At 64.5% G+C, this 26,144-nt stretch carries 24 protein-coding genes; 14 read left to right on the top strand and 10 right to left on the bottom strand.

Annotation, left to right across the window (positions count from 1 at the left end):
- The first annotated feature begins 154 nt into the window (after window positions 1-154).
- A complete protein-coding gene (locus NKH17_RS07345; protein ID WP_352646833.1) occupies window positions 155-601 on the top strand; it encodes a FixH family protein in 447 nt (148 codons plus the stop codon).
- A gap of 7 nt (window positions 602-608) precedes the next feature.
- Window positions 609-1,808: a cytochrome-c peroxidase gene (locus tag NKH17_RS07340; protein WP_352897273.1), complete on the top strand. Its 1,200-nt coding sequence runs from the start codon at window positions 609-611 to the stop codon at window positions 1,806-1,808.
- A gap of 76 nt (window positions 1,809-1,884) precedes the next feature.
- Here the strand turns inward: NKH17_RS07340 and NKH17_RS07335 are convergent, their stop codons facing one another.
- Complete coding sequence (locus tag NKH17_RS07335) at window positions 1,885-2,364, bottom strand: Lrp/AsnC family transcriptional regulator (protein WP_352804058.1); 480 nt, start codon at window positions 2,362-2,364, stop codon at window positions 1,885-1,887.
- A gap of 136 nt (window positions 2,365-2,500) precedes the next feature.
- Between NKH17_RS07335 and putA the strand changes: the two genes are divergently transcribed.
- Window positions 2,501-6,112 carry a bifunctional proline dehydrogenase/L-glutamate gamma-semialdehyde dehydrogenase PutA gene (putA, locus tag NKH17_RS07330; RefSeq protein ID WP_352897275.1) on the top strand — a complete coding sequence of 1,204 codons (3,612 nt, stop codon included), beginning with the start codon at window positions 2,501-2,503 and terminating at the stop codon, window positions 6,110-6,112.
- 70 nt (window positions 6,113-6,182) lie between these two features.
- On the opposite strand, the gene NKH17_RS07325 is transcribed toward putA, so the two are convergent.
- From NKH17_RS07325 to NKH17_RS07315, 3 genes are read right to left on the bottom strand one after another with little or no spacing between them, the layout of a single operon-like run.
- Complete coding sequence (locus tag NKH17_RS07325) at window positions 6,183-7,481, bottom strand: energy transducer TonB family protein (RefSeq protein ID WP_352897277.1); 1,299 nt, start codon at window positions 7,479-7,481, stop codon at window positions 6,183-6,185.
- A 36-nt stretch (window positions 7,482-7,517) separates the two neighbouring features.
- Window positions 7,518-7,949, bottom strand: a complete 432-nt coding sequence (locus tag NKH17_RS07320) for a hypothetical protein (protein WP_254818227.1) — start codon at window positions 7,947-7,949, stop codon at window positions 7,518-7,520.
- A gap of 5 nt (window positions 7,950-7,954) precedes the next feature.
- Complete coding sequence (locus tag NKH17_RS07315; protein WP_352897279.1) at window positions 7,955-10,114, bottom strand: TonB-dependent hemoglobin/transferrin/lactoferrin family receptor; 2,160 nt, start codon at window positions 10,112-10,114, stop codon at window positions 7,955-7,957.
- 276 nt (window positions 10,115-10,390) lie between these two features.
- Between NKH17_RS07315 and hemP the strand changes: the two genes are divergently transcribed.
- The 5 genes from hemP (at window position 10,391) to NKH17_RS07290 (ending at window position 14,638) form a co-directional block, all read left to right on the top strand.
- On the top strand, window positions 10,391-10,597 hold the full coding sequence (hemP, locus tag NKH17_RS07310; protein WP_023720005.1) for a hemin uptake protein HemP: 207 nt from the start codon (window positions 10,391-10,393) through the stop codon (window positions 10,595-10,597).
- A 9-nt stretch (window positions 10,598-10,606) separates the two neighbouring features.
- On the top strand, window positions 10,607-11,665 hold the full coding sequence (locus NKH17_RS07305; protein ID WP_352646817.1) for a hemin-degrading factor: 1,059 nt from the start codon (window positions 10,607-10,609) through the stop codon (window positions 11,663-11,665).
- Window positions 11,666-11,676: 11 nt separating this feature from the next.
- Window positions 11,677-12,585, top strand: coding sequence for a heme/hemin ABC transporter substrate-binding protein (locus NKH17_RS07300; RefSeq protein WP_352477660.1), 909 nt, complete (start codon window positions 11,677-11,679; stop codon window positions 12,583-12,585).
- Window positions 12,586-12,590: 5 nt separating this feature from the next.
- On the top strand, window positions 12,591-13,694 hold the full coding sequence (locus tag NKH17_RS07295) for a FecCD family ABC transporter permease (RefSeq protein ID WP_352477662.1): 1,104 nt from the start codon (window positions 12,591-12,593) through the stop codon (window positions 13,692-13,694).
- 155 nt (window positions 13,695-13,849) lie between these two features.
- On the top strand, window positions 13,850-14,638 hold the full coding sequence (locus tag NKH17_RS07290; RefSeq protein ID WP_352477663.1) for a heme ABC transporter ATP-binding protein: 789 nt from the start codon (window positions 13,850-13,852) through the stop codon (window positions 14,636-14,638).
- A 13-nt stretch (window positions 14,639-14,651) separates the two neighbouring features.
- Here the strand turns inward: NKH17_RS07290 and rirA are convergent, their stop codons facing one another.
- On the bottom strand, window positions 14,652-15,113 hold the full coding sequence (gene rirA, locus NKH17_RS07285) for an iron-responsive transcriptional regulator RirA (RefSeq protein WP_352970476.1): 462 nt from the start codon (window positions 15,111-15,113) through the stop codon (window positions 14,652-14,654).
- A 191-nt stretch (window positions 15,114-15,304) separates the two neighbouring features.
- Between rirA and NKH17_RS07280 the strand changes: the two genes are divergently transcribed.
- From NKH17_RS07280 to NKH17_RS07270, 3 genes are all read left to right on the top strand, one after another.
- Window positions 15,305-16,603: a DUF445 domain-containing protein gene (locus NKH17_RS07280; RefSeq protein ID WP_352477666.1), complete on the top strand. Its 1,299-nt coding sequence runs from the start codon at window positions 15,305-15,307 to the stop codon at window positions 16,601-16,603.
- Window positions 16,604-16,686: 83 nt separating this feature from the next.
- Entirely contained in the window at window positions 16,687-17,115 is a 429-nt protein-coding gene (locus tag NKH17_RS07275) for a phasin family protein (protein ID WP_352805048.1), read from the top strand.
- 138 nt (window positions 17,116-17,253) lie between these two features.
- Window positions 17,254-17,751, top strand: a complete 498-nt coding sequence (locus NKH17_RS07270; protein ID WP_254818237.1) for a MaoC family dehydratase — start codon at window positions 17,254-17,256, stop codon at window positions 17,749-17,751.
- A 38-nt stretch (window positions 17,752-17,789) separates the two neighbouring features.
- Here NKH17_RS07270 and NKH17_RS07265 read toward each other — a convergent pair whose 3' ends face one another.
- Window positions 17,790-19,193: an aminotransferase-like domain-containing protein gene (locus tag NKH17_RS07265; RefSeq protein ID WP_352897283.1), complete on the bottom strand. Its 1,404-nt coding sequence runs from the start codon at window positions 19,191-19,193 to the stop codon at window positions 17,790-17,792.
- A gap of 104 nt (window positions 19,194-19,297) precedes the next feature.
- Between NKH17_RS07265 and NKH17_RS07260 the strand changes: the two genes are divergently transcribed.
- Window positions 19,298-20,206, top strand: coding sequence for a DMT family transporter (locus NKH17_RS07260; protein ID WP_352477669.1), 909 nt, complete (start codon window positions 19,298-19,300; stop codon window positions 20,204-20,206).
- Window positions 20,207-20,386: 180 nt separating this feature from the next.
- Entirely contained in the window at window positions 20,387-21,244 is an 858-nt protein-coding gene (locus NKH17_RS07255; RefSeq protein WP_352477670.1) for an alpha/beta fold hydrolase, read from the top strand.
- Here NKH17_RS07255 and NKH17_RS07250 read toward each other — a convergent pair.
- Window positions 21,222-22,643, bottom strand: coding sequence for an MFS transporter (locus NKH17_RS07250; protein WP_502901848.1), 1,422 nt, complete (start codon window positions 22,641-22,643; stop codon window positions 21,222-21,224). The two genes, NKH17_RS07255 and NKH17_RS07250, sit on opposite strands and share 23 nt — an antisense overlap.
- Before the next feature lie 139 nt (window positions 22,644-22,782).
- Here NKH17_RS07250 and NKH17_RS07245 point away from each other — a divergent pair, with 139 nt between their 5' ends.
- Window positions 22,783-23,676, top strand: coding sequence for a LysR family transcriptional regulator (locus NKH17_RS07245; protein ID WP_352477746.1), 894 nt, complete (start codon window positions 22,783-22,785; stop codon window positions 23,674-23,676).
- A gap of 19 nt (window positions 23,677-23,695) precedes the next feature.
- On the opposite strand, the gene NKH17_RS07240 is transcribed toward NKH17_RS07245, so the two are convergent.
- The 3 genes from NKH17_RS07240 to NKH17_RS07230 are packed head-to-tail and all read right to left on the bottom strand — an operon-like array spanning window position 23,696 to window position 26,135.
- On the bottom strand, window positions 23,696-24,736 hold the full coding sequence (locus tag NKH17_RS07240) for a zinc-dependent alcohol dehydrogenase family protein (protein ID WP_352477672.1): 1,041 nt from the start codon (window positions 24,734-24,736) through the stop codon (window positions 23,696-23,698).
- A gap of 33 nt (window positions 24,737-24,769) precedes the next feature.
- Window positions 24,770-25,420, bottom strand: coding sequence for a maleylacetoacetate isomerase (gene maiA / locus NKH17_RS07235; protein ID WP_254818243.1), 651 nt, complete (start codon window positions 25,418-25,420; stop codon window positions 24,770-24,772).
- Between the two features lie 4 nt (window positions 25,421-25,424).
- Window positions 25,425-26,135 carry a fumarylacetoacetate hydrolase family protein gene (locus NKH17_RS07230; RefSeq protein ID WP_352897286.1) on the bottom strand — a complete coding sequence of 237 codons (711 nt, stop codon included), beginning with the start codon at window positions 26,133-26,135 and terminating at the stop codon, window positions 25,425-25,427.
- Window positions 26,136-26,144 lie beyond the last annotated feature (9 nt).

Genomic DNA, 26,144 nt, shown 5'->3' with positions numbered 1-26,144 from the left:
AGCACTCCTCCATCCTGCAATTGCGGTGCTGTAGCTTTTTGCGGCCGGCAGCGCCATGCTTGGCGACGGCGGATTCTTGCGCTGGGCGCGATTTCCCACAGGGGGTGGGACGCGATCTGCCCAGCGAAACGTTATCCGCAGAACAGGAATTGGTTTGGCATCGTTATGGCGTTATCTTCTTGGAGGCCTCGGCCTGGCTGCCTTGCTTGCCGGCGTGCTGGCCGTCGTCTATCTGACGGCGCCGCATGCGCCGCAACCAAGCTCGGACGTAGGCCGTTCCAAGACGACGGCGAACAAGCTGTTCGTGGCGACTTTCGAGCCCGAGAAAGGCGTCATCCGGCAGGGCGAACTGGAATCCTGGCTGCTGACGCTGAATACCGTCGACGGTGCGCCGGTGGAAGGTGCTGCGATAACGATTTCCGGCGGCATGCCGCAGCACAAGCACGGTCTGCCGACCAGCCCACAGGCGACCGATTACCTCGGCGCCGGGCGCTATCGCATCGACGGGGTCAAATTCACGATGAGCGGGTGGTGGCAATTGCATTTTGCCATTTCCGCTGCGGCCGGTTCGGACACTGTCGTCTTCAACGTGGTGCTGTGAGCCGCTGATGAGCCGGTTTTCCAGTCTTCTCGTGTTGGTGGTGGTGGCCGTGCTTGCCGGCTGCGGCAGACCGGAGTTTTCCGATGCCGAAAAGCAGACCATCGCCTCATTGGCGCTGTCCAGGCTGCCGCCGCTGAAGCCCGACACCACCAATCGCTTCGCCGATGTGCCGGCCGCCGCGGCACTCGGCTCGACGCTGTTCTTCGACACCGGGATGAGCGGCGACGGCACGGTATCGTGCTCGACCTGCCACAAGATCGACCGCCAATTCCAGGACGACCTGCCGCAAGCGGTCGGCGTCGGCCGCACCAATCGTCGTACCATGCCGTTGGCCGGCGTCGCTCATGATCCCTGGTTCTTCTGGGACGGGCGGCGCGACAGCCTGTGGGCGCAAGCGCTGACACCGCTTGAAAATCCGCTGGAGCAGGCGGGCAACCGCGCCGCCTTCGCGCATTACATCAAGGCCCGCTTCGGCGAGCGCTATGAGCGCATCTTCGGCCCGCTGCCGAACCTTTCGGGCGTGCCGGCCAATGCCAGCCCGCTCGGCACCGATGCCGAGAAGGCGGCCTGGAAAGCCATGCCCGCCAGCCAAGCCGAGGAGGTCAACCGCGTCTTTGCCAACATCGGCAAGGCGATCGCCGCCTTCGAGCGCTCGATCGCGCCGCCGCAGACACGCTTCGACCGCTTTGCCATCGATCTGGCTGCGGGCGCCGAGCCGAAAGGCGACGCCGCCTTTTCGCCGGAGGAAATCTTCGGCCTGAAGTTGTTCGTCGGCAAGGCCAATTGCGTGACCTGCCACAATGGCCCGCGTTTTACCGACGGCAGCTTCCACAACACCGGCGTGCCGCCGGTCGCGGGCCTGCCGCCGGATCGCGGCCGCGTCGACGCGGTACGCCAAGTCGAGGCCGATCCGTTCAACTGTTTCGGCGCCTTTCGCGACGGCGATGCCAGCGCCTGCCGCGAACTGCGCTTCATGGTCAAGGCCGGGCCGGAACTCGTTCGTGCGTATAAGACGCCGTCACTGCGGGGTGCCGCCACCCGGCCGCCCTACATGCACGCCGGGCAGTTTTCCTCGCTCGACGAGGTGGTGGCGCATTATTCCAAGGCACCGGCAAGCGTCGAGGGCACATCCGAGATCCACCCGCTGCAGCTTTCGGACCGCGAACGCGCGGCGCTGGTGGCGTTTTTGAAGACACTGGCGGAGTGAGGGTGGCTCAGCCCGCTCTGTAGCGATCGGCTTTCTAAGTCCTTCACTCCGCCAACATTACCGCAACAGCGCTCTCCTACCGATCCTTCACCGTCTCCATCGCGACAAACGTCGAGGTCTGGGCAACGTGCGGCAGGGCGGAGATGCGCTCGCCGAGCACGCGGCGGTAGGCGGCGATGTCGGTGGTGCGGACCTTCAGCAGATAGTCGAAGCTCGACGCCATCATGTGGCACTGCTCGATCTCCGGCACCGCCTGCACGGCGCGGTTGAAGGCGTCGAGCGCGGCCGAGCGGGTGTCGGACAGTTTCACCTGGACGAAGGCGACATGGCCTTCGCCCATGCGCTCGCGATCGATGATCGCCTGGTAGCCCCTGATGAAGCCGTCTTTCTCCAGCCGTTTCACCCGCGCCTGCACCGGCGTCTTCGACAGGCCGACTTTTGCCGCCAGTTCCGACATGGAAAGCCGGCCATTGCTGCCCAGCGCCGACAGGATGTTCCTGTCAATGCGGTCCAATTGGTCTTCTGTCGTTAAAATTCTGGTCAAATTGGCGGGCATCAGCCGTCATGATAGATCAATCGACCTGCGCTGTCGATTTCTTTGGACCGACTGCGATCGGGCTTTGTGCTAGCTTTGCGCCATTCGGTCCGGCGACCGCCGGCCCGCTCCCTGATGCTTGCTCTACAGGACCGTCATGCCAGCGCTCGATGCCATCCGCCAGCAGATCCGTGCCAATTACCTGCCTGACGAAGACGAGGCTGTGAAGCGGCTGGCCGAGGCGACGGGGCTTTCAGGGAAAGACCGAAAGGCGATCTCGGCCCGCGCTGCCGATCTGGTGCGGGCAGTGCGCGGCTCGTCCGATCCGCGGCTGATGGAAGTCTTCCTGTCCGCCTACGGCCTCTCGACCAAGGAGGGCGTGGCGTTGATGTGCCTGGCCGAAGCGCTGTTGCGGGTGCCCGACACCGAAACGATGGACGACCTTATCGCCGACAAGATCGCGCCGCACGACTGGTCGGCGCATGCGGGCGGCTCGAGCTCGATCTTCATCAATGCGTCGACCTGGGCGCTGATGCTGACAGGCCGGGTGCTCGACGAAGGCGAGGGCGGCATCGAAGGCACGCTGCGCGCCATGGTGCGCCGGTTGGGCGAGCCGGTCATCCGCAAGGCGGTCGCGGCTGCCATGCGCGAAATGGGCGAGCAGTTCGTGCTTGGCCGCACGATCGCCGAGGCCGTCAAGCGCGGCCGGCCGATGACACAGAAAGGCTATCTCTATTCCTTCGACATGCTGGGCGAGGCGGCCCGCACCGAGGCCGATGCCTTGCGCTATCTCAAGGCCTATGCCGACGCCATCTCGTCGCTCGATGCCGGCGCCAACGGCCCCGACATCCGCCAGAACCACGGCATCTCGGTCAAGCTTTCGGCGCTGCATCCGCGCTATGAAGTCACGCAGAAGGAAAAGATGCTGCCCGTCATGGCCGAGCGGCTGCTGTCGCTGGCGCTCGCAGCGCGCCATTCGCGCATGGGCCTCAACATCGACGCCGAGGAAGCCGACCGCCTCGATTTGTCGCTCGACGTCATCGAACGGGTGCTGGCCGAGCCGGAACTTGCCGGCTGGAACGGTTTTGGCGTCGTCGTCCAGGCCTATGGACCGCGCGCCGCGTTCGTCATCGACTGGCTCTACGAACTGGCGAGGAAATACGACCGCAGCATCATGGTGCGGCTGGTCAAGGGCGCCTATTGGGACACCGAAATAAAGCGGGCGCAGACGCTCGGGCTCGACGGGTATCCGGTCTTTACCCGCAAGGCCAACACCGACGTCTCCTACCTGGCCTGCGCGAAGAAGCTGTTGGCGATGACCGATCGCATCTATCCGCAATTCGCCACCCACAACGCCCACACCGTCGCCGCCATCCTATCGATGACGACGGACCGCGATACATTCGAATTCCAGCGGCTGCACGGCATGGGCGAAGCTCTGCACGAGACGGTGCGCAAAGCCGAAGGCACGCGCTGCCGCATCTATGCGCCGGTCGGCGCGCATTCCGATCTGCTCGCCTATCTAGTCCGCCGGCTGCTGGAGAACGGCGCCAATTCCTCCTTTGTCCACCAGCTCACCGACGAGGAGGTCGAGCCCGAGGACATTGCCCGCGACCCACTCGAGACGGTGGAGAAACAAGGCCCCGCCGCCAATCCGGCGATCGTGCCGCCGTCGGCGATCTTCGGTCCCGGCCGGCGCAACTCCAAGGGTTTCGATATCACCGACACGCTGACGCTGGCTGCGATCGACAAGGCGAGGGCCGAGTTCGCCGGGCCGGAGCGCTGGCACGCCAAGCCGGTCAGCCGCGCTGCCGGCTACGGCAAGCAGCGTCCGGTCGTCAATCCGGCAAAACCTTCGGAAGTGGTCGGCACGGTCAGCGAGGCCGGCGCCAAGCAGGTCGAGACCGCCGTGCGCATCGCCGTCGAGGCACAACCGGCGTGGGCAAAACGCCCGGTTGCCGAGCGCGCCGCCATCCTCAACCGGGCGGCCGATCTCTACGAAGCGAACGCCGTCGAGTTCTTTGCACTCGCCGCCCGCGAGGCCGGCAAGTCGCTCGCCGACGGCGTTGCCGAGGTGCGCGAGGCGGTCGATTTCCTGCGCTACTATGCGGCCGAGGCCGCAAATGCCGAGGCGGGAACCGAGGCGCGCGGCGCCATCGCCTGCATCTCGCCGTGGAATTTTCCGCTCGCCATCTTCACCGGGCAGATTGCGGCAGCACTCGTCACCGGTAATTCCGTCATCGCCAAGCCTGCCGAACAGACGCCGCTGATCGCTTTCCGTGCTGTCCAGCTGCTGCGCGAGGCCGGCGTGCCGGAGGATGTCATCCAGCTTCTGCCCGGCGACGGCCCCTCGGTCGGCGGCCCGCTGACCGCGGACCCGCGCATTGCCGGCATCTGCTTCACCGGCTCGACGGAGGTCGCCAAGCTGATCGAAAAGCAACTCGCCGAGACCGCTGCGCCCGATGCCATGCTGATCGCCGAGACCGGCGGCCTGAACGCCATGATCGTCGATTCCACTGCGCTGCCCGAACAGGCGGTGCGCGACATCCTGGCCTCCGCCTTTCAGAGTGCCGGCCAGCGCTGCTCGGCATTGCGCATCCTCTACGTGCAGAAGGACGTCGAGAAGAAGATGTTGGAGATGCTGAAAGGCGCGATGGAAGCACTCAGCCTCGGCGACCCTTGGCGGATATCGACCGATGTCGGCCCGGTCATCGACGACGAGGCGCAAGCGTCGATCCGCGACTACTGCACCAAAATGGGCCTGCAGGGCCGGCTGATCGCCAAACTCGAAGCACCGAAGGATGGCCGCTTCGTTGCGCCGCACGTCTTTCGGGTCAAGGGCATCGAGGAGCTGGAGCGCGAGGTGTTCGGGCCGGTATTGCATGTCGCCGCCTTCGATGCCGACGAGATCGATGCGGTGATCGCGGCGATCAACCGCAAGGGCTATGGCCTGACCTTCGGCCTGCACACCCGCATCGAAGGCCGCGCCCAGCATTTCGTCGACGGCATCAATGCCGGCAACATCTACGTCAACCGCAACCAGATCGGCGCCGTCGTCGGCGCGCAGCCGTTTGGCGGCGAGGGGCTTTCCGGCACCGGGCCGAAGGCTGGCGGCCCGCATTATCTCCGGCGCTTCCGCAAGGGGCCGGAGGCCGGCACCCATCTTGCCGAAGGCCGCAAGGTGACGGCGACCGAGCTCGCCGACAATCTGCCGGACCCGGCGCTTGGCGGGTGGTCGACGCGGCCGGATCGCGTCGCCATCCTGAGGAAACATCTGCGCGGCAAGGGCGCCGCGGCCATCGGCGCTGCAGCCGCGATCGATTTCGGCCAGGTCGACCTGCCCGGGCCGACCGGCGAGGCCAATACGCTGTCGCTGGCGCCGCGCGGGCGCGTGCTGTGCCTCGGTCCCGACGCGGATACGCTGCTTGCCCAGACCATCCAGGCGCTGGCCGCCGGCAACGCGGTGCTCGCCGTCGCGCCCGGCGCGCCGGCGGCGCTATCGGCGCTGACCGGCAAGGGCTTGCCGCTGGCGGCGATCGACGGCCGGCCGGACCCGGTCGAAGCGCGCTCGCTGCGGGTCGATGTCGTGGCCTTTTCCGGCACGCCCGAGGCCGCGCGCATCGTGCGCAAGGTCATCGCCGAGCGCGCCGGCCCGATCGTGCCGCTGGTCAGCGAAGTCTATTATCCGGCCGCCTATGCGCACGAGCGCGCCGTCTGCGTCGACACCACGGCGGCGGGCGGCAATGCCAGCCTGCTGGCCGCGGCCTGAGGGTTTCGCCAGGGCTCGCGTATCGCGGGCAGCGGCGGCGCCGACTTTGGTGTCGGCATGGGGATGGTCGCTACCTGATACCGAGCGGCACTTCGAACTGCCAGGCCGAGCGACCGGCTCCTTCCGGAATGGGAGGAAACGGAGAAGCCCGGCGGACTGCGTCGAGTGCGGCTTTGTCCAGCGCGGCAACCCCCGAACTGCCCGTCAGCCTGGCCGACCGGACGCTGCCATTCGATGCGACGGTAAAGACAACGGTAGCCGTGCCGATGGCGCGCGTGCGTGTCGAATTGAACGCCCGCACCAGCTTAGACCTGATCTTGCCGGGATAGTTGGTGACGGCTGCATTGCCGACGCCCGATTTGCCGCCCCTGCTGGCGGTCAGGATCTTGCCGTCCTTGTTGCCGTCGGCCGCGCCGCGCGCGACATCCGTTTCGTCACGTCCGCCAGAGCCGGTCTTTTTCTTCTTGGAATCGGCTTTGGCAAGTGCCTTGCTCGCCTTCTTGCGCAAGGCCGGCTTTTCGGGCCCGTTTGGTTCGGCCCTCCTGTCCGGCTTTTTCTGTGCGGTTGCCTTTTTCGGCTGCTTGGGCTCCGGCCTGTCCGGCTTCGGTTCTTCCGCCGCGCCGACTGTCTCGGTCGTCTGAACCGTTTCGGCCGGCGCCAGGTCGGCTGGTGCCGGAGCACTCGTCTCGGCAGGCTCGGCCGTTTCGACCGCGCTGACTGGCGGCGGCACGGCGTTGTCGTCGGCAGGCACCAGCCTGTCGGTCGCAAGAATGTCGGGCGATGGGTCCTGGCGGGCAGGGTGGAAGGGTTGGGCAGGTGCCGGCTCTGTGCGATCGGCAAGGGCAGCAGTTTCCGGGGCGGCCTCGCTGACCGGCTCGACGACTTCTGTTCCCGATGCTTTGGCCGCGTCAGTGACCGGCTGGAGCGTCTCCTCCGCCGCGGTCGCCTGTGCCTCGACCGTTTCGACGGGCTTGGCGTCGAGCATGGTCACCATCGTTACGTTGGCCACTTCTGGGTCGTCTCCGACATCGCCGGCCGCCTGCTGCGGATCGGCGCCGAGCAGCATTTCGCCTTGCTGGTCAGCACCTTCGATCCTTGGCCGGTCGTCCGGCAGCGTGAGAAAAGCCAGCGCCACGGCTACGTGGAATGCGCAAGAGCAGGCGATCGCCACCGTCCAGTTGCGGCGCCGCTGCTTCTGTCGTGCCTGCCGCATTGGCTCCACAGGCACCGTAGGCAGGTTGCCGTCGGCATCGACGATGTAACTGTCTTCCGGTCTGTCGCGCAGCGAAACACGCAGCGCCTCGCGCGGGATGGCGAAATCCGGATCGTCCGGCTCCGGCGGCAGGAAACCGGCTAGCGGCCACGCCACGGCGTTTCGTGCGAAGGCGGGTTCCAGTCCCAAAATTCAGACCCCGAAGGCGATGCCGGTCCTGGTCTGCGTCTTCAGCCCGCGCATGCAGGCATTCGGCTCGGCGCCGGCGCATTCCGTGGCGCTGTTGATCAACACGCGGCTGAGCTTGCCGCAATCGGTGCCGGCAAGGTCGAAACGCGTCACCTTGGTCTTGCCTGCCGGCAGCTCTTTGAAATCGAGCACGGTCAGCCGATCGACGACACCGACCTCGTTGAACAGCGCGACCTCGAATGCCGCCTTGGACAGATCGGCACCGAGATTGTTGGTGACCACGAAGGTCAGGCGGCAGCCCTTGTCGGATGGTTGCGCGCCGTTCAGTTCTAGGTTCAGCGCCGGCGCTGGCTGCTGTGTCCATGCCGGAGCCGCCGCAAGCGATATTGCCAGCACCGCGGCGAACAGACGAAGGGATGCCGTCATGCCTGTCATTGTCGTCAGCCTCCAAACCTCATGGTCGCCGCCAGCTTCAGGGTGACGCCGGGCTCGTAGACGACGCTCGTCGTCGATGCGTTCAGCGGGTTGGCGTATTTGACGTCGAACAGATTGTCGGCGCGAAAATCGACCTTGAAATTGTCGGTCGCCTGGTAGCTGGCGAAGGCATTGACCAGCGTATAGTCCTTGGCCACCGCGTTGCCCTGCGGCTTGCCGTTGTATTGCACCTCGCCGCCGATAGTCAGCCTGTCCTCGAGGAAGCGAAACCCGAGTTGCCCGGTGACCTGGGAGGAGGGGACCGTGACAAGGTCCGCCCGTTCGCCTTCATAGGAGATGGTGTGGCCGTCGGTGACCGACGCCGACAGCCCGGCAAAGCCCCAGGCGGCGTCATAGACGCCCTCCATCTCGAAGCCGTGGATCCTGGCCTTGGCGAAATTCTGGTACTGGAAGCAGATCGGGATGCCCGGACCGAATGGGCAGCCGCTGGTCGGGTCGAACGGCGACAACGTCACGCCGTCGATGTAGTCGTCGACGTTGTTGTTGAAATAGGCCGCCTTCAGCCGCAGCGCGTCATCAGCCTCGATGACGCCATTGGTGCTGTAATTGACGCCAAACTCCACCGTCTTGCCGATTTCAGGCTTCAAATTCGGATTGGGGAGAAACGGGAAGCTGACGCCTGACGGATGATTGCCGCTGATCAGCGTCTCCGACAGCGACGGAGAACGGTAGCCTTCCGCATAGGTGCCGTAGAATTGCAGCCCGGAAAGGCCGGCGGTTTCGAAGGGCGAAACGCCCACTGTGATGCGTGGCGACAGCCGGTTGCCAGAGGTTTCGCCGACATCGCTGTCGAGCTTGTAGCTGTCGTAACGCAACCCGGCGATGACCTCGAGCCAGTACCAGGTGAGCTTGTCCTGAACGTAAGCGCCGGAGACGTTTCTATCGCCCGAAGGCGTGTAGAAACTGTCGCCGCCCGCCGCGCCGCCTGTCTCGACATCGTCGCCGACCCAGTCGCCGCCATAGGTCAGCTCATGCGCGATTCCAACGGTCTCGAATCTCGACGTGTTCCAGATGTCGATGCCAGAGGTGCCGATGTCGAACATCGATTTCGAACCCGCCGGCAAAACCACGGGCAGACCGGTGACCGGATCAAACCGGTTTTGCGCGACAAGGGTCGTCAGATCGAGCTTGGTCTTGTTGTAAGAGGCGTTGATGTGGAGATCGAGCCAGCTCCTGTCTTCGTCGGTGATGTTGTAGCGGGCCGTGAAGGTATTCGCCTTCAGGTCGGCGTCGTTCACCGGCGCACTGCCGCTGGTTTCGGTCCATCCGTCGTTCGAGCCGATCCAACCCAGCTTCAGTTCGCTGTTGTCGCTGGGGCGGATGGTCGTCTTGAGCAGCCCGCTCAAGACGTCGAAGCCGGTGCCCGCTACAGTGTCGCCGCCGCCATGCTTGTAGTCGTCATAATCGCGGTAGACGATGTTGCCGAGCACGTCCCAATTCTCGTTGATCCGATAGGCACCGCTGGCGCTGGTGGTCCAGCCTTCGCCGTTGGTTTCGTAGCGCCCGGTCGCTGCTGCTGCCCAGGTCTCGTCGGACTTGAGGAAATCCTGCGCATCCTTGGTGTCGAAAAACACGACGCCGCCGATCGCCCCGGAGCCATAGGTGTTGGCGACCGGGCCGCGGATCACGTCGACGGATTTGATTAATTCGGGATCGATGTAGAAGGTCGATTGCGTGCCATGATCCGAGCGCTGGAAATTCTGACGGGCGCCGTCGACGATGACGGAGACGCGGCCGAAATCCTGCAGGCCACGGATGTTGATGCTGGAGCTGACACGCCTTGCGTCGGCCTGGACGGCGACACCCGGCACACCGAACAGCATTTCGTTGGGCGTCGTCGCCATGCGGCGCTCGAGCTGTTCCTCGTCGACATGGCTGGCTGAAGCAAGCGATTCGATCGCCGTCTCGCCGGTGCGGCTGAGGATCAGGATCTTGTCGAGCAGCGTGGTACCCGTCGGAGCCGGCTTTGCCTGTTCGGGCTGTTGTGACGGGTCAGTCCGTTGCTGCCCGGTTGCCGGTTGGGCGGCCTGCTGGGCGCCGGCCGGTGTGGCGAGCAGCGGGATCGCCGCCGCGCCGGCCAGCAACGCGGCCATTTTGCTTGCCATAGACCCCATTTTTCTTGCTGTCGACCAGTGTGCCAGGCCGCTGCCCGCCGGCCGTCCCCAATTCGCCAACCCCATGCTGCAACTCCAAGAATCCATGTTCGATGCTGGCTGGCTTGGGGCTCGCTGGCATTTTTCATCGCGTCCGGCGTCTTAAATGTTGACTCATTTACTCCGGTATTGCACTGCTAGATAACATGACCATTCGAGTCAAGAATTGAATCGGCATTTCACGCAGGCGCCGAGCCAGATGCCCGGCACAGAACAGGGAGCGAACCCATGAACACGCACAATCCCAGCGACTTTCGCTATCGCGTCCGCCGTTCCGACGAAAATTCCGTCCGTTTCGAACGGGTCCAATCGGCCGTGAGAACGCTGTCCAGCAACACGCTGTTCCAGGGTGAGCACGAGATCGGCATCGAGCATCACGGTGCGCTGTATCGGCTGAAGATCACCCGGCAGGGCAAGCTCATCCTCAACAAGTAGGTGGTAGAAATGGACCAGCGCGTAAAACCCGCCCCGCACGAGATCCGGCGGGCACGGGCAGACAATCCGAAAATGCGCGAGCGTGATCTCGCCGCCCGGCTGAGGATTTCGGAGGCCGAACTGGTCGCCGCGCATTGCGGCGACGGGGTCGTGCGCGTCGAGCCGCGTGTCAACGACCTCTTGACTGGCCTCGAAGCTGTCGGTGAGGTGATGGCGCTGACCCGCAACGAAAGCGCGGTGCACGAGAAGATTGGCGTCTACGACAAGGTCGTCACCGGCAATCACAATGCCATGGTGCTCGGCGAAAACATCGACCTGCGCATTTTCCCCAAAGTCTGGGCGCACGGCTTTGCCGTGGAAAAGCGCGATGGCGCCGACATCCGCCGCAGCCTGCAGTTCTTCGACACCGCAGGCGAGGCGGTACACAAGATGCATCTCAGGCCAGCCTCCAACCTCTACGCCTATCAGAAACTGGTGGCCGGGCTGGAATCGCCGAACCAGGAGCCGACGATGGCGATTTCAGCGGGCACGGCTGACGAGACCGAGACTGCGGACAATTCGGCGAGCGTCGACGATCTGCGCAACCGCTGGAGCCAGTTGACCGACGTGCACCAGTTCTTCGGCATGCTGAAGACACTGAAGATCAGCCGCCGACAGGCGGTGCGCATGGTCGGCCAGGACTACGCCTGGCTGGTCGAGAAGGATGCGGTGAACGCCATGTTCAACCACGCCGCTGCCGACGCCATTCCGATCATGTGCTTTGTCGGCAATCGCGGCTGCATCCAGATCCATTCCGGCCCCGTCGCCTCGATCAAGCCGATGGGACCATGGCTCAACGTGCTCGACGAGACCTTCCATCTGCACCTGCGGACCGACCACATCGATGAGGTCTGGGCAGTGCGCAAGCCGACCAAGGACGGCCATGTCACGTCGCTCGAAGTCTATGGCGCCGACGGCAAGATGATCATCCAGTTCTTCGGTAAGCGGCACGAAGGCGAAAGCGAGCGCGAAGACTGGCGCTTTCTGGCCGAAAACCTGCCGCGCATTCCAAGCCCGACCGCAGCCTGAGGACAACGACTATGGTGTCTTTGCTCAAACGGGCGCGTGTTTTCAGAATGGCGCTCGGGCCGGCGATCGCCCTTTTCCTGGCCTTTGCCGCATTGCTGCCGGCCCACGCCACTGAAGGCACGGAGGTCTTTGCGGACCCGTCAAAGATAGCCGCCATCGGCGGCTCGATCACGGAGATCGTCTTTGCGCTCGGCGAGCAGGATCGGCTGGTCGCCCGCGATTCGACCAGCCGCTATCCGCAAGCGGCGGCGGAACTGCCTGATGTCGGCTACATGCGCCAGCTGTCGCCGGAGGGTGTGCTGTCGGTCAATCCGTCGGGCATACTGGCGCTGCACGGCAGCGGACCGAAGGAAGCCGTCGACGTGCTGAAGAAAACGAGCATCCCGTTCATCGAGGTGCCCGAGCGCTACGACCACGAAGGCATTCTAGAAAAGATCCACATCGTCGGCAAGGCGCTCGGCACCGAGGCCAAGGCCGATGCGCTGGCGGCCCAGACAGACGCCAAGCTGAAGGCAGTTGAAAAGCAGACCGCCTCGATCAAGGAGCGCAGGCGCATCCTGTTCGTGCTGTCGATGCAGGGCGGCAAGTTGCTTGCCGCTGGCAGCGACACCGCCGCCGACGGCATCATCAAGCTTTCGGGCGGCATCAACGCCATCGACGGATTTGCCGGCTACAAGCAATTGTCGGACGAGGCAGTCATCACCGCCAGGCCCGACGTGATCCTGATGATGAACAACGCCGGGCCGGCCACCGCGGATGACGAATTGTTTTCGAACCCTGCCGTCGCTTCGACGCCGGCGGGTGCAGCCCGCACGCTGATCCGCATGGACGGCGGCTACCTGCTCGGCTTCGGTCCACGCACGGCCGACGCCATCCATGATCTCGCCGTCTCGCTCTATGGCAGCCAGGTCACGGATTGAGCGCGATGGCCGATCATTCGATCGCCGGTGCGGTGGCCATCATGGCGACGGCAGCCGAGGGTGACCGTTCGCGGCGCGCCCGCATCGTCATCGTGCTGCTCTGCGTCGGGCTGGCTATCGCCGTGCTGTTGTCGCTGACCTCCGGCGCGTCCGATGCCTCGGCCATCGGCGTCATGCACAACTGGCTGTTCGGCGCGTTGCCCGGCGACGCGGCGTTGAGCGCCCGCGACCGCCTGATCATCCATGACATCCGTCTGCCGCGCATGATTCTGGGCGTGCTGATCGGTGCATCGCTTGCCGTCTCCGGTGCCGTCATGCAGGGGTTGTTCCGCAATCCGCTGGCCGACCCCGGCCTGATCGGCGTTTCGGCTGGATCGAGCCTCGGTGCGGTCGCCGTCATCGTGCTTGGTTCGACCATGCTGGCGCCGCTGACTTCAGCGCTCGGCACGACGGCTTTGCCGCTGGCTGCGTTCTGCGGCGGGCTGGCGACGACATTGCTGCTCTATCGGGTCGCGACACGACAAGGCCGGACCTCGGTCGCCACCATGCTGCTCGCCGGCATCGCGCTGGCGGCGCTTGCCATGGCGCTGACCGGCATCCTGATTTTCATGGCCGACGACCGGCAATTGCGCGACCTGACCTTCTGGCAGCTCGGTTCGCTGGGCGGCGCAACCTGGCAGAAGATCGGCTCGGTCGGGCCGGTCATCGTGCTGGCGCTGGCGGCAATGCCGTTCCTGGCGCGCGGCCTCAACGCGCTGGCACTTGGCGAGGCCACCGCCGGCCATCTCGGCATCCCGGTGCAGCGCCTGAAATACACCGCCATCATCGGCGTCTCGGCAGCGGTCGGCGCCTCCGTCGCGGTCAGCGGCGGCATCGGCTTCGTCGGTATCGTCGTACCGCATTTGCTACGTTTGCTGATTGGCCCGGACAACCGCTATCTGCTGCCTGCATCGGCACTGCTTGGTGCGGCGCTGCTGCTTTTGGCCGACGCCGTCGCCCGCACCATCGTCGCCCCGGCCGAATTGCCGATCGGCATCGTCACCGCGGTCGCCGGCGCACCGTTCTTCCTGTGGATCCTGCTGCGTAAGCGCGGCGTCATCGACCTGTGAGAGACCGTTTGGAAACTCTACTCTGGCGGCCATTTGATGGCGTTTTCTGCGCTTCCGGTGCTCACGGACACAAATGTCCGCTCCGCTCCGGTTCTCGAAACCACCACCATATGACTCGCCAGAGCGAATTTCGAAACAGTCTCTAAGAGGTTTTTATGATCGAAGCGCGGGATGTCTCGGTGGCGATCGGCGGCAAGCGCATTGTCGCCCATATCGATTTCGCGGCTTGGCCCGGCGAGGTCGCGGCCATCGTCGGCCCCAACGGTTCGGGCAAGACGACCTTTCTCAGAGCACTGTCCGGCGATCTTGCTTATTCGGGAGAGGTCACCGTCAACGGCCGCAATCTATCCGCGATGAAGCCGGTCGAGGCGGCGACGGTGCGCGCGGTGCTGCCACAGGCGACGACGCTGTCCTTCCCGTTCACCGTGCGTGAGATCGTCAGGCTAGGCCTGGTCGGCGGGCGCTCCGGCGCGTTGCCCGGCGAGGACCAGCGCCTGCCCGAACGGGCGCTGGCTCGCGTCGACCTCGACGGTTTTGCCGGCCGCTTCTACCAGGAGCTGTCCGGCGGCGAGCAGCAGCGCGTGCAGCTTGCCCGCGTTCTGTGCCAGGTATGGGCGCCGGTGCTCGACGGCAAGCCGCGCTATTTGTTCCTCGACGAGCCGGTGTCCAGCCTCGACATCAAACACCAGCTGATCATCATGCAAATCGCGCGTGATTTCGCCAGGCGCGGCGGCGGCGTGGTCGCCATCCTGCACGACCTCAATTTGACGGCGATGTATGCCGACCGGATCTTCGTCATGCATCGCGGCAGGCTCGCCGCTACAGGTTCGCCGCAACAGGTGCTCAGCGACGAACTGATCGAAAAGGTCTTCGATTGCCGGCTGAAGGTCGGCGTGTTGCCGGCGGCAAACATGCCGTTCGTACTGCCGCAATCGGCGGCTTAGGCAATCAGAGAACTCAAGCGGCCGGCGCGCTTTGCACCAGCATGTCGATGCCGAGCAGGTGCCGCACATTCGGGCGCGCCGCCACCAGATCGGCGATCGTGTAGCGCGACAGTACCGCGAAGAAGGCGTTGAGCGCTTCGCGCAATGCCGAATTCAAGGCGCAGCTGTCGACCAGCGGGCATTCGGCGGCATCGTTCTCGAAGCACTCGGCCATGGCAAAGCTTTCCTCAGTCACCCGCACGACATCGAACAGGCTGATTGATTCGGCCGCACGGCCGAGCCTGACGCCGCCATTCCTGCCGCGCACCGTTTCGATCAGCCCGTGCTCGACCAGCGGCTGCAGGATCTTGAACAGGAAAAGTTCCGATACCGAATAGGCGGCGGCGATCTCGGGGATGCGGCTCAACCGTTCGGTGTTGGCGGCGCAATACATCAGAATGCGCATGGCGTAGTTTGTCTGACGGGTAAGCCGCATCGTGTCCTCACATAGCAGTGGTTGGCGTCAATATGGCCTATAGTTTGGAACAATTCCAGACTGGCGCTGCATAATAGATGAATTTCGGCCTCAAGTTTGCGTGCACGATTGCGCGCGCTGAAACCAGCGGCGCGCTTTCCGGGGCAGGCGGCACTAGATAAGTTCGCATACACGATCAGGAGCGGCCCATCATGTCTCGACCAGCCCCGGCATTTGCATCTGTCGCGTCCGCCCGGTTCGATGCCGATGCCAAGCTTTCGGCGCTCAGGCGCACCAAGTTCGTTGCCGCCGCAGCACTTGCGTTTTGCGTGCTGGTCTTTGCGGTGGCGAAATCGCTCGAGAGCCGGCATGCGTGGCTGGGCTTCGTCGCCGCTTTCGCCGAGGCGGCGACGATCGGCGGGCTGGCCGACTGGTATGCGGTGGTGGCGCTGTTTCGGCGGCCGCTTGGCCTGCCAATCCCGCATACGGCCATCATCCCGGAAAACCAGAACCGCATCGCCGACAATCTCGGCCGCTTCATCGAGGTCAATTTCCTGGCGCCGGAACCGGTGCGCGAAAAGCTCGCCGAGGTGGACTTTTCGGCGCTGGTCGCGGACTGGCTGGCCGACCCGAACCGCGCCGCCGATTTGTCGCGTTTCGTTGGCCGGCTGGTGCCGCAGACGCTGGCAGCGGTCGAGCAATCCGGGCTGCGCGGATTCGTCACCAGCCGCATGCTGGAGCAGATCGAGAAGGTACCGCTGGCGCCGCTTGCCGCCGAGCTGCTGTCGGCGCTGACCGACGATCGCCGCCACCAGAAATTATTCGACGAGTTCACCAAGGTGGTCGGCCGCTTCCTGAGCGACGAGCAGGCGCTGGCGACGATGCGCGAGAAGATCCGCGAGGAACTGCCGTCGCTGTTCAACCTGTTTCGCGCCGACGCCTATCTGTTGAAGAAGATCGTTGCGTCGGCCGGCTCGCTGCTCGATGAGGTGCGGGCCGATCCGCACCACCCGATGCGAGCCGAATTCGACCTTTTCGTCGAAACCTTCGTCGAGCGGTTGAGGACATCCAAACAATATGCCAGGCGCGCCGAAAAGCTGAAGCGCGATTTCCTTGCCCGGCCAGAGCTCAGCGCGTTGGCCGGCGATATGTGGGACAGCCTGCGGCTGTTCATCGAACAGGACGCCAAGGCGCCGAATTCGATGATCCGCGACCATCTCGCCACCATGTTCGTCGAGGTCGGCCGCCATCTTGCCGACGACGCGCAGATCAGGGCCGACATGAACCAGGGCTTCATCGTGGCGCTGGCCTCCTTCGTCGAAAGCCAGAAAAGCGGCGTGTCGAAGTTCATCGCCGACCAGGTCAAGCGCTGGGACCTCGCGCAACTGACAAGGCTTATAGAAATGAACATCGGCAAGGACCTGCAATATATCCGCTTCAACGGCATGATCATCGGTGGCCTTGCCGGGCTCGTGCTCTACATCGCCGAGCGGCTGTTTCTCGTCGGCTGACTCGTCCGAATGGACCGCTGAGCTTCGCTGCACTATCTTCGGTGCAGTGACGGCGTTCACGGCAACAGCGGGAGAGAACCAGCATGGCAAAACGACCGGAGCCTGAGTCCTTCATCGACATGTTCGGCAAGTTCGGCCGCGACCTGAAGCTGCCGAATGTCGATGTCGAGGCGATCCTCGCTCACAACCGCAAAAACTTGGAAGCGCTGGAGAAGTCGGCCCGGGCGAGTGCCGCCGGAGCGTCGGCGCTGTTGTCCAGGCAACGCGAGATGCTGCAGGACACGCTGCGCGAAATCACCGACATGGCACAAAACTACAGGGCGCCCGGCAATCCCCAGGAAATGATGCAGAAGCAGGCGGCGTTCGCCAGGAAATCCTTCGAGACCGCGCTGAAGAATGCCGGCGAGATGGCCGAACTGGCGAGGGCGTCCGGCACCGAATCGATCGAAATCCTGCGCAGCCGCATCAAGGAGGCGATGGAGGAGATCCGCGCCGGCCACCACAAGGGGTAAGCTGTTCCCCGGCAGCACGCTTGCCGGCAGCGAAGACCGGCGGTTCGCGGCCGAAGATTATGGGCTGGAATCGCACTGGCGAATTGACAGGGGCGGCCGGTCGTGGTCCGGAACAGGCAAGCGATCGGGAAAGCAGGAATGACGCAGATACGGCCGAGGACGCCGCCGACCTTCGAGCAACTCAGGGCGATGGCCGGGCAGGAGTTGGGCGTTTCGGACTGGACGTTGGTCGATCAGCACCGCATCGACCAGTTTGCCGAATGCACTGGCGATCATCAATGGATCCATGTCGATCCCGAACGGGCGAAGCGGCAAAGCCCGTTCCGCACCACGATCGCGCATGGCTATCTGACCCTGTCGATCATCGGCGCGCTGGCGCTCGAGATGGGGATCGTGCCCGAAAACACGCAGGCCGCGTTCAACTACGGTTTCGACAAAGTGCGTTTCGTGGCACCGGTCAGGGTCGGCTCGCGAATCAGGCTGCGCACCACGCTGTTGTCGATGGAAGACAAAGGTCCGGGGCAGTATTTGATGAAGGCCGCCAATACAGTCGAGATCGAAGGCGAGCAAAAGCCGGCGCTGACCGCCGAGACGCTCGTCATGCTTTATGCACGCCGCAAGCGGGCAGGGGCCTGAGGGCACAGCCTCAGGCCAGCAGGCTTCCGGCAGCGCAATCAACGCGACATCGCCTCTTCAAGCGCCATGAAAATCCGGTCGTCTCCCGATTGGGCGACGTTGAAGCGCATGTAACGGCTGGCCGAACGGGACAGGCTGAACGGATTGCCGGGCGCAAGCACGACGTTGGCCGACAAAGCGTGACGGGCGACGTCCGCGGCATCTATTCCCTCCGGCAGCCTGCACCATAAAAACATGCCGGCCGGCCGATCTATCCACGGCACAATGCCGATTGCTCTGAGCCGGGTGCCGGTTTCTTCCATGGCGCGCGAGAGCCGCGCGCGCAGCAGATCGACGTGCTTGCGATAGAGGCCGTCCTTCAGCAACGTCAGCACCAGTTCGGATGCAAGTCGCCCGCTGCCAAAGGATGTGGCAATCTTGAGATCGGTCAAACCTTCCATCCAGTCGCGAGGAGCGGCGATGAAGCCGCAGCGCACCGATGCCGACAGCGTCTTGGAAAAGCTTCCGATATGGATGACCCGGCTGAGGCCGTCGAAGGCCGCCAGCCTGGGCGCGGGCGAGTGTTCGAAATCGGCGAAGATATCGTCCTCGATGATCGTCAGCCCCGACTGATCGGCGAGCTTCAGCACCCGATGGGCAACGACCGGGGACAATATCGCACCGGTCGGATTATGGAGCGCCGAATTGGTGATGTAGAGGCGCGGCCGGTGCTCGTTCAGCGCCTGCGCGAACAGTTCGGTGTCCGGCCCCGAGCGCGTGTAGGGGACGCTGATCACCTTGGCCCGATGGGCGCGCAACAGGGCATGGAAGTTGAAATAGCAGGGATCGTCGACCAACACCGTGTCACCCGGTTCGAGCAGGAACCGGCACAGCAGGTCGATCGCCTGAGTGCCCGATGCCGTCAGCATGATCTGTTCCGGGGACGCTTCGATGCCGTGCTCGGCCATGCGCCGCGCCAGCAGATGTCGCAACGCCGGCAACCCGAGCGGCGTGCCGTAATCGGTCAGCGCTGCGTCGTCGGCGCGGGCCATCGTCCGCAGCGCGCGACGCAATCCGGTCTCGGGCATCCATGACGCCGGCAACCAGCCGCAACCCGGTTTCAGGACGCCGTCGCCGGCTTCCAGCGATTGGCGCGAGACCCAGAGCGGGTCGACAGCACGGTCAAGCCTGGGGCCGATCTCGGCCAGCGACAGCGGAGCCAGCGGTCCGGCGGCATAGAAGCCCGAGCCTGGCCGCGAGCGGATCATGCCTTCCGCCGCAAGACGTTCATAGGCTTCGACCACGGTGGATTTGGAAACCTGCATGGCCTTGGCGAAAGCCCGGATCGAAGGCAGCCGCATTCCCGGTGTCAGGCTGCGCGAGGCGATCCTGTGCCTGATCGTCGCCATGACGCTTTCGACAAGCGTTCGGTTGCCTTCATCTGTTGTCGTCTGCTCGTCCATCCGTACTGCTCGCCCCACCATGACAGTTTTGTCAAACTGTACCCGATTGTCTCTGGTGGAGCCATACGCTCGGCCCGATAGAGGGCGAAATCAGCGGGGCATCTATGGACAAGGCGGCGAGTAGCTGGGCGGCGAGCAGTTGGGCGGCGAGTGGCTGGGCGGCAAGTGGCTGGGTCAACGGGTTCATCGGCGTGCTGATCTTCAGCGGTTCGCTCCCGGCGACGCGCGTGGCGGTGATGGATTTCGATCCGGTGTTCGTAACGGTCGCCCGTGCGGCTTCGGCGGGCATCCTCGGCCTGGCGCTGCTGCTTCTCTTTCGCCAGAAGCGCCCGGAGCGGCGAGATCTGTTCCCGCTGGCGATCGTGGCGCTTGGCGTCGTGGTCGGCTTTCCCCTGCTGACGGCGCTGGCGCTCAAGCACATCACGTCGGCTCACTCGATCATTTTCGTCGGCCTGTTGCCGTTGGCGACCGCGATCTTCGGCGTGGTTCGAGGCGGCGATCGCCCGAAGCCGGCGTTCTGGCTGTTCTCGTGCCTCGGCAGCGCCCTTGTCGCCGGTTTCGCAGTCACCCAAGGTCTGTCGGTCTCGCCGCTCGGCGACATCTTGATGCTGGCCGCCATCATCGTGTGTGGATTGGGCTATGCCGAAGGAGCGGCGCTGTCGCGCAAACTCGGCGGTTGGCAGGTGATTTCGTGGGCACTGGTGCTGTCGCTGCCCTTCATGCTGGCGCTGACGTTCATCACTATGCCGCCGTCGCTCGAAAGTGCCGGCAGGGGCGCATGGATAGGCTTGGCCTATGTTTCGCTGTTCAGCATGCTGATCGGTTTCGTGTTCTGGTATCGCGGCCTGGCGCAAGGCGGCATCGCCGCGGTCGGGCAGTTGCAGCTGCTGCAGCCCTTCTTCGGCCTTGGGCTGGCGGCAGCGCTGCTGCATGAGCAGGTCAGTCCCGCCATGATCGCCGTCACCGCCGCCGTCGTACTTTGCGTCGTCGGTGCCAAGAGATATGCAAAATAGGTGCGCCAGCACACTCTTGACTCGATACAATCGCGTCCAATTGATACCAAGAGCTGCCGACCTGGCGGAACGGCGTCTCGAGGTGCCGAGTCGGCCAGAGTGGCACAAGGCGCGAGGTGGCCTCATGTCGGCGTGGAGGAAAAAGGGACGATTTTGGTGCCTGGGGTCCAGAAGATAGTCTTGTCCTCCGGCGGCGAGGTGGCCGTCCGGACGGCTGGTGACGCTTCCAAGCCCGCGCTCGTGCTGCTGCACGGCTTTCCTAGCTCTTCGCGGACGTTTCGCGACGTGATCGCGCCGCTCTCCGGCAGCGCCTATGTCGTGGCGCCTGACCTGCCGGGCTTCGGCGCGTCCGATCTGCCGCCCGAGCCATCGTTCGACATGCTGGCCGGCGCGATTGACGAGCTGCTCTCGCGTCTCAACGTTGGCCGCAGGTTTCTTTATCTTCATGATTTCGGAACCCCGGTAGCGCTTCATCTCGCCATGCGCGCGCCGGAACTCGTCGAAGGCCTCGTTATCCAGAATGCCAATGCCCACCGCTCCGGTTTTGGTCCGCAATGGGCAGACACATTGGACTTCTGGGCTGCGCCGAATGCGGCGAATGAGCAGGCCGCCACCGCCCATCTGACCCTCGAGGGAACCCGCGACCAGTATGTCGCCGGCCTGCCCGGCGAGATCGCGGCGCAGATCGATCCAGGTGGTTGGATTGAAGACTGGCGGGTCATGTGCCTGCCGGGACGACTTGATCTGCAGAAGGCGCTCATTGCCGACTACGGCCGGTATGTCGACCGGTTCGGGGAAGTGGCTGATTATCTGGCGAAGCATCAGCCCCGAGCGATGCTTCTTTGGGGTCGCCACGATGCCTTCTTCGACATTGCAGAGGTTCAATCCTGGCTTGTGGATCTTCCCCGGATGGAGGCTCACGTCTTCGACGCAGGCCATTTCCTCCTGGAGACGCATGCGCTCAAAGCTGCTGAACTGATGCTGGAGTTCGTCGCTGGCGGCTCAGCTAAGCGCGCTAGCCGCGGCGACCCGAAATAATCGCAAGGATCAGCGCCGCCATTACCAGGGCCGTCGCGACCTGGAAAGTGACCTGCATGCCGCGTGCGGCTGTCGCAGATGCCAATATCTGCTGACCGGTACCTTCGCTTCCGCCAGCCGATGCGAAGGCAAACACCGCGCCCATTACCGACGCACCGGTGATCAGGCCGAGATTGCGCGAGAGATTGAGAAGGCCGGAGACGACGCCGCGCTGGTCGGGTGCCACGCCGGTCATCACGGCTGAATTGTTGGAGGTCTGAAACAGGCTGTAGCCGGTGCAGACGATGATGATCGGCACGATATAGCCGGCAACACCGAATTCCGCCCGCGACAGAGCAAAAGTACCAATAGCGAGATCGAACAGGCCGACGATCGTCATCCGGTGCGCCCCGAAACGATCGACCAGGCGTCCGGCCGGCAGCGCCGCCAGTGCGGTAACCAGAGGGCCGGTCGACAGAACCAGCCCGACCATGGCTGCGTCCAGTCCGAGCGCACGCGACAGATAGAACGGCGCGACCACCAGCGTCGCCATCATCACGGTGGCGACGATCAGGCTCATGGCGAGGCTTGCGTTCAACGCCTGATCGCGGAACCTCCCAGGCTGAATCAAAGGGTTCTCGGCCCTTGTCTGCGCAATCACGAACAGCAGGCCACCCACGGCGGCGGCAATCAGCAAGCCGATATTGAGAGAACCAAAACTGCCGCGCCCAAGAGTCATGGCGAGCGCATAGGCGGCCAGCGTCAGCGCGAGCAAAGCCGTGCCTATGCCGTCGAAACCGCGCCGATCTGGCGTCTTTTTTCCGGCCGGCAGGACGCGCCAGGCAAGCGCGAAAGCCAGCGCCCCCAACGGCAGATTGATGAGGAAGATCGCGCGCCAGCCGAGGCCGGCGATCAGCAATCCGCCAAGCGACGGGCCAAGCGTGGTGCCGATCGCCGACATGGCGCCGAGCAGGCCCATGGCGCTGCCCGTTTTTCCCCGGGGAACCGTGTCCGCGACAAAGGCCAGCGTAAGAGCCATCATGACAGCCGCGCCGAGCCCCTGTGCCGCCCGTGCGGCGATCAGCAGCCAGAGCGTCGGGGCAAGCCCGCAAAGCACGGATGCGAAGGTGAACAGGGCAATGCCGCCGAGCAATAGCGGGCGGCGGCCGAATATGTCGGCGAGCCGCCCGGCGCTGACGACCAAGGTGGTGATGGCGAGCAGATAGGCAAGAACGACCCATTGGACGAGCTGGAACGATGCGCCGAACGCCTGCATCAGCGATGGCAGCCCGACGCTGGCGATGCTGGTGGCGAGCGACGACAGCAGCGTTGAAAGCGACAGGCTTGCCAATGCCCATCGGGTCGAGCGGGCGCTCACCGGGGCAACTTCGCCCCAGGTCTTTTCAGCGGTCGATGCCAAGGTGAACTCCTTTGCCGTCAGCCCCAAATCGGAGCTGTCGGAGGCTATTCCCTCGCATGATGTGGCGGAAGGCGCAGTATTTGCATCTTATTCGTGCATGAAACGCCACATTACGGCTGAGCTGTGCTACGGTCCTTCCATGTCATCGCCCGATCTCAATCTGCTTGTCGCCCTTGATGTGCTGCTGAGCGAAGGCAGCGTCGCGCGCGCCGCCGGGCGGCTGCGCCTCAGTCCCTCGGCGATGAGCCGGACGTTGGCGCGGTTGCGCCAGGCGACAGGCGACCCATTGCTGGTTCGGGCTGGCCGTGGCCTGGTTGCGACACCGCGCGCGCTCGAATTGCAGCAGCAAGTGGGCCGCGTCGTGCAGGATGCGGAAGCGCTGCTCCGCCCGGCCAGGCCCCTCGACCTCTCCGCTCTCGACAAGGTCTTCACGCTGCGCGCCAACGAAAGTTTTGTCGAGGAGTTCGCACCGCGTCTTGTGACCCGTGTCGAAGCGGATGCGCCCGGCGTGCGGCTGCGTTTTGCGCCGAAATCCGACAAGAGCGACACGTCGTTGCGCGACGCGGCGATTGATCTCGAAATCGGGGTTGCCAGTGAAACGAGCCCTGAAATGCGCATTCAGGCGCTGTTTCGCGACCGCTTCATCGGTGTGGTGCGAACGGGACATAAACTGAGCGAGGGCCCGGTGAGCCCGGAACGTTATGCGGCCGGTCGCCACATCAGCGTGTCGCGGCGTGGCCGCGAAAAGGGCCCGATCGACGAGGCCTTGAAACTGCTGGGTCTCCAGCGGACGGTTGCGTGCATGGTTTCCAGCTTCTCGGCCACGCTCGCCATGGCGCGCGCCTCCGATCTGATCGCCAGCGTCCCCGAACGGCACACGCTGGGCGCGCGCGCAGGCATGTACAGCTTCCCGTTGCCAGTCGATATCGAGGAGGTCACCATTTCGATGCTCTGGCATCCGCGGCTCGATGTCGATCCGGCGCAGCGCTGGCTGCGAGCCTGCGTGCGGGAGGTCTGCGCGTCGTTTCGTTGATCCAGAGTCGGGGCGTGATCTAGAATCTGGTAACCACGCCGATGCCGATGCCTTCGAAGCCGCCCATCGCCATCAAAGCGGCCGGCGCTTCCTCGAGGCTGATCTTGTTGCCGACCAGGAGTTCGGGTTTGAGCTTGCCGGTGCGGATCATCTCCATCATCGCCTCGTAGCGAAACGCCTGCATGCCGTGGCTGCCGCGAATTTCGAGCTCGAATGCGATCACCTTGTCCATCGGAATCTGCGGCCTGGCATGGTCGCCGAGCATCAGGCCGACCTGCACGTGGCGCCCGCGGCGGCGCAGGTTCGCGATCGAGTTGAACGAGGTTGTCGGGTGGCCGAGCGCGTCCATCGACATATGCGCGCCGCCATTAGTGATCTGCTTGACCGCCTTGACCACGTTCGGCGTGTTCGCCGCGTTGATCGTCGCCACCGCGCCGATCTTTTTGGCAAAGTCCAGCTTCTCGTCGGTGAGGTCGATGGCGACGACATTGGCGCCCATGGCGCTGGCGATCATGATCGCCGACAGGCCGACGCCGCCGCAGCCATGTACGGCCACCCATTCGCCGGGCGTCACGCGGCCCTGATCGACGATGGCGCGGAACGAAGTGACGAAGCGGCAGCCGAGGCTGGCGGCGGTGGCGAATTCCATCTCGTCGGGCAAGCGTACGAGATTGGTATCGGCATGGTCGATGGCGACATATTCGGCGAACGACCCCCAGGCGGTGAAGCCGGGCTGGAACTGGTGCTCGCAGACCTGGTGGTTGCCCGACGTGCATTCGAAGCAGCGGCCGCAGCCGACGGCAAACGGCACGGTGACGCGCTCGCCGCCCTTCCAGCGGGTCACCCGGTTGCCTGCGGAGACCACGACGCCGGCCAGTTCGTGGCCCGGCACATGCGGCAGCCGGATGCCGTCGTCGTGGCCCATCCAGCCATGCCAGTCGCTGCGGCAGAGGCCAGTCGCCTCCACCTTGATGACGACGCCTTCCGGCGAAGGCGTCGGATCCGGCACCGTCTGAATCGTTGGCGTTTCGCCGAACTTTTCGAAAACGACGGCTTTCATCGGCAGTTCCTCATCACTTCATGCAATTGCGGTCTATTCGGCATCGATCTGGTTCTCCGGCGCGGCCTTCCGGAATGCCGGCAGCGCCATGCAGGCGGCGTGGATGCGTGCGATCGTCGGGTAGGGCGTCATGTCGACGCCGAAGCGGGCATTGCTGGTGACCTGTGCGACCAGGCAGATGTCGGCCAGCCCCGGCGTGTCGCCATGGCAGAATGTCTTGGTCTCGGGGGAGGAAGCCAGAATCTTTTCAAGCGGCTGGAAGCCTTCGTTGACCCAGTGCCGGAACCAGTTGACGACATCCTGGTCGCCGGCGCCGAACAGCGTGCGCAACGAGGTCAGCACGCGCAGATTGTTCACCGGATGGATGTCGCAGGCGATCATCTGCCCCAGCATTCTGACGCGGGCGCGGCCAGGCGCATCCTTGGGCAGCAGCGGCGGCTCGGGCGTGGTCTCGTCGAGATATTCGATTATCGCCAGCGATTGCGTCAGCAGCGTGCCATCGCCTAGGACCAGCGCCGGCACCAGCCCTTGCGGATTGACCGCGAGGTAGGCGGGATCCAGATGTTCGCCGTGGCGCAAATGATGCGGCACGTACTCGTAGGCCAAGCCCTTCATCTCCAGCGCGATCCGCACCCGGTAAGAGGTCGAGGAACGGTAGTAGTTGTGAAGGACGATATCGCTCATTGTGTCACGGGCTCGGTTGGCCGATGGTCAGTTCGATTTCGCCGATGCCGTCGACGCCGCCGGTGATCTTTTCGCCCGGCCCAACGGCGCCGACGCCGGCCGGCGTGCCGGTGAAGATCAGGTCGCCGGGCCTAAGTTCTACCGCCTCGCTGCAAATCGAGACGATGTCGGGAACGGGCCAGATCAGTTCGGCAAGGTCGCCGTCCTGCCTGATCTCGCCGTCGACCGCGAGCCAGATGCGGCCGTTTTCGGGATGACCGGATTGTTGCGCCGGGACCAGCGGGCCGCAGGGTGCTGAACGGTCGAAGGCTTTCGACCAGTCCCACGGTCGTGCCGCCTTTTTCGCCTCGTCCTGAAGGTCGCGGCGGGTCAGGTCGACGCCGACGCCGTAGCCCCAGACATGCTCCAGCGCCCGCTCGCGCGGGATGCGGAAGCCGGCCTTGCCGATGGCGACGACCAGCTCGATTTCGTGATGCAGGTTTTGGGTCAGCGGCGGGTAGGGGACCGTGGTGCCCGAACCGACTACCGCGTCGACCACTGCGTCGCCCGGTTTGGTGAAGAAGAAGGGCGGATCGCGCTCGTCATTGCCGAGCTCGCGGGCATGGGCGGCGTAGTTGCGGCCGACGCAGAAAATGCGGCGCACGGCAAAACGCTCCGGCGAGCCGGCCACGGCCACCGACGGGGTTGCGGGCAGGGGAAGGACGAAGCCGGTCATGCACTGTCT

It is taken from the genome of Mesorhizobium sp. M1334, from assembly GCF_040317995.1.
Classification (GTDB): Bacteria; Pseudomonadota; Alphaproteobacteria; order Rhizobiales; family Rhizobiaceae; genus Mesorhizobium.
This window is presented reverse-complemented; position numbering and strand designations above follow the sequence as displayed.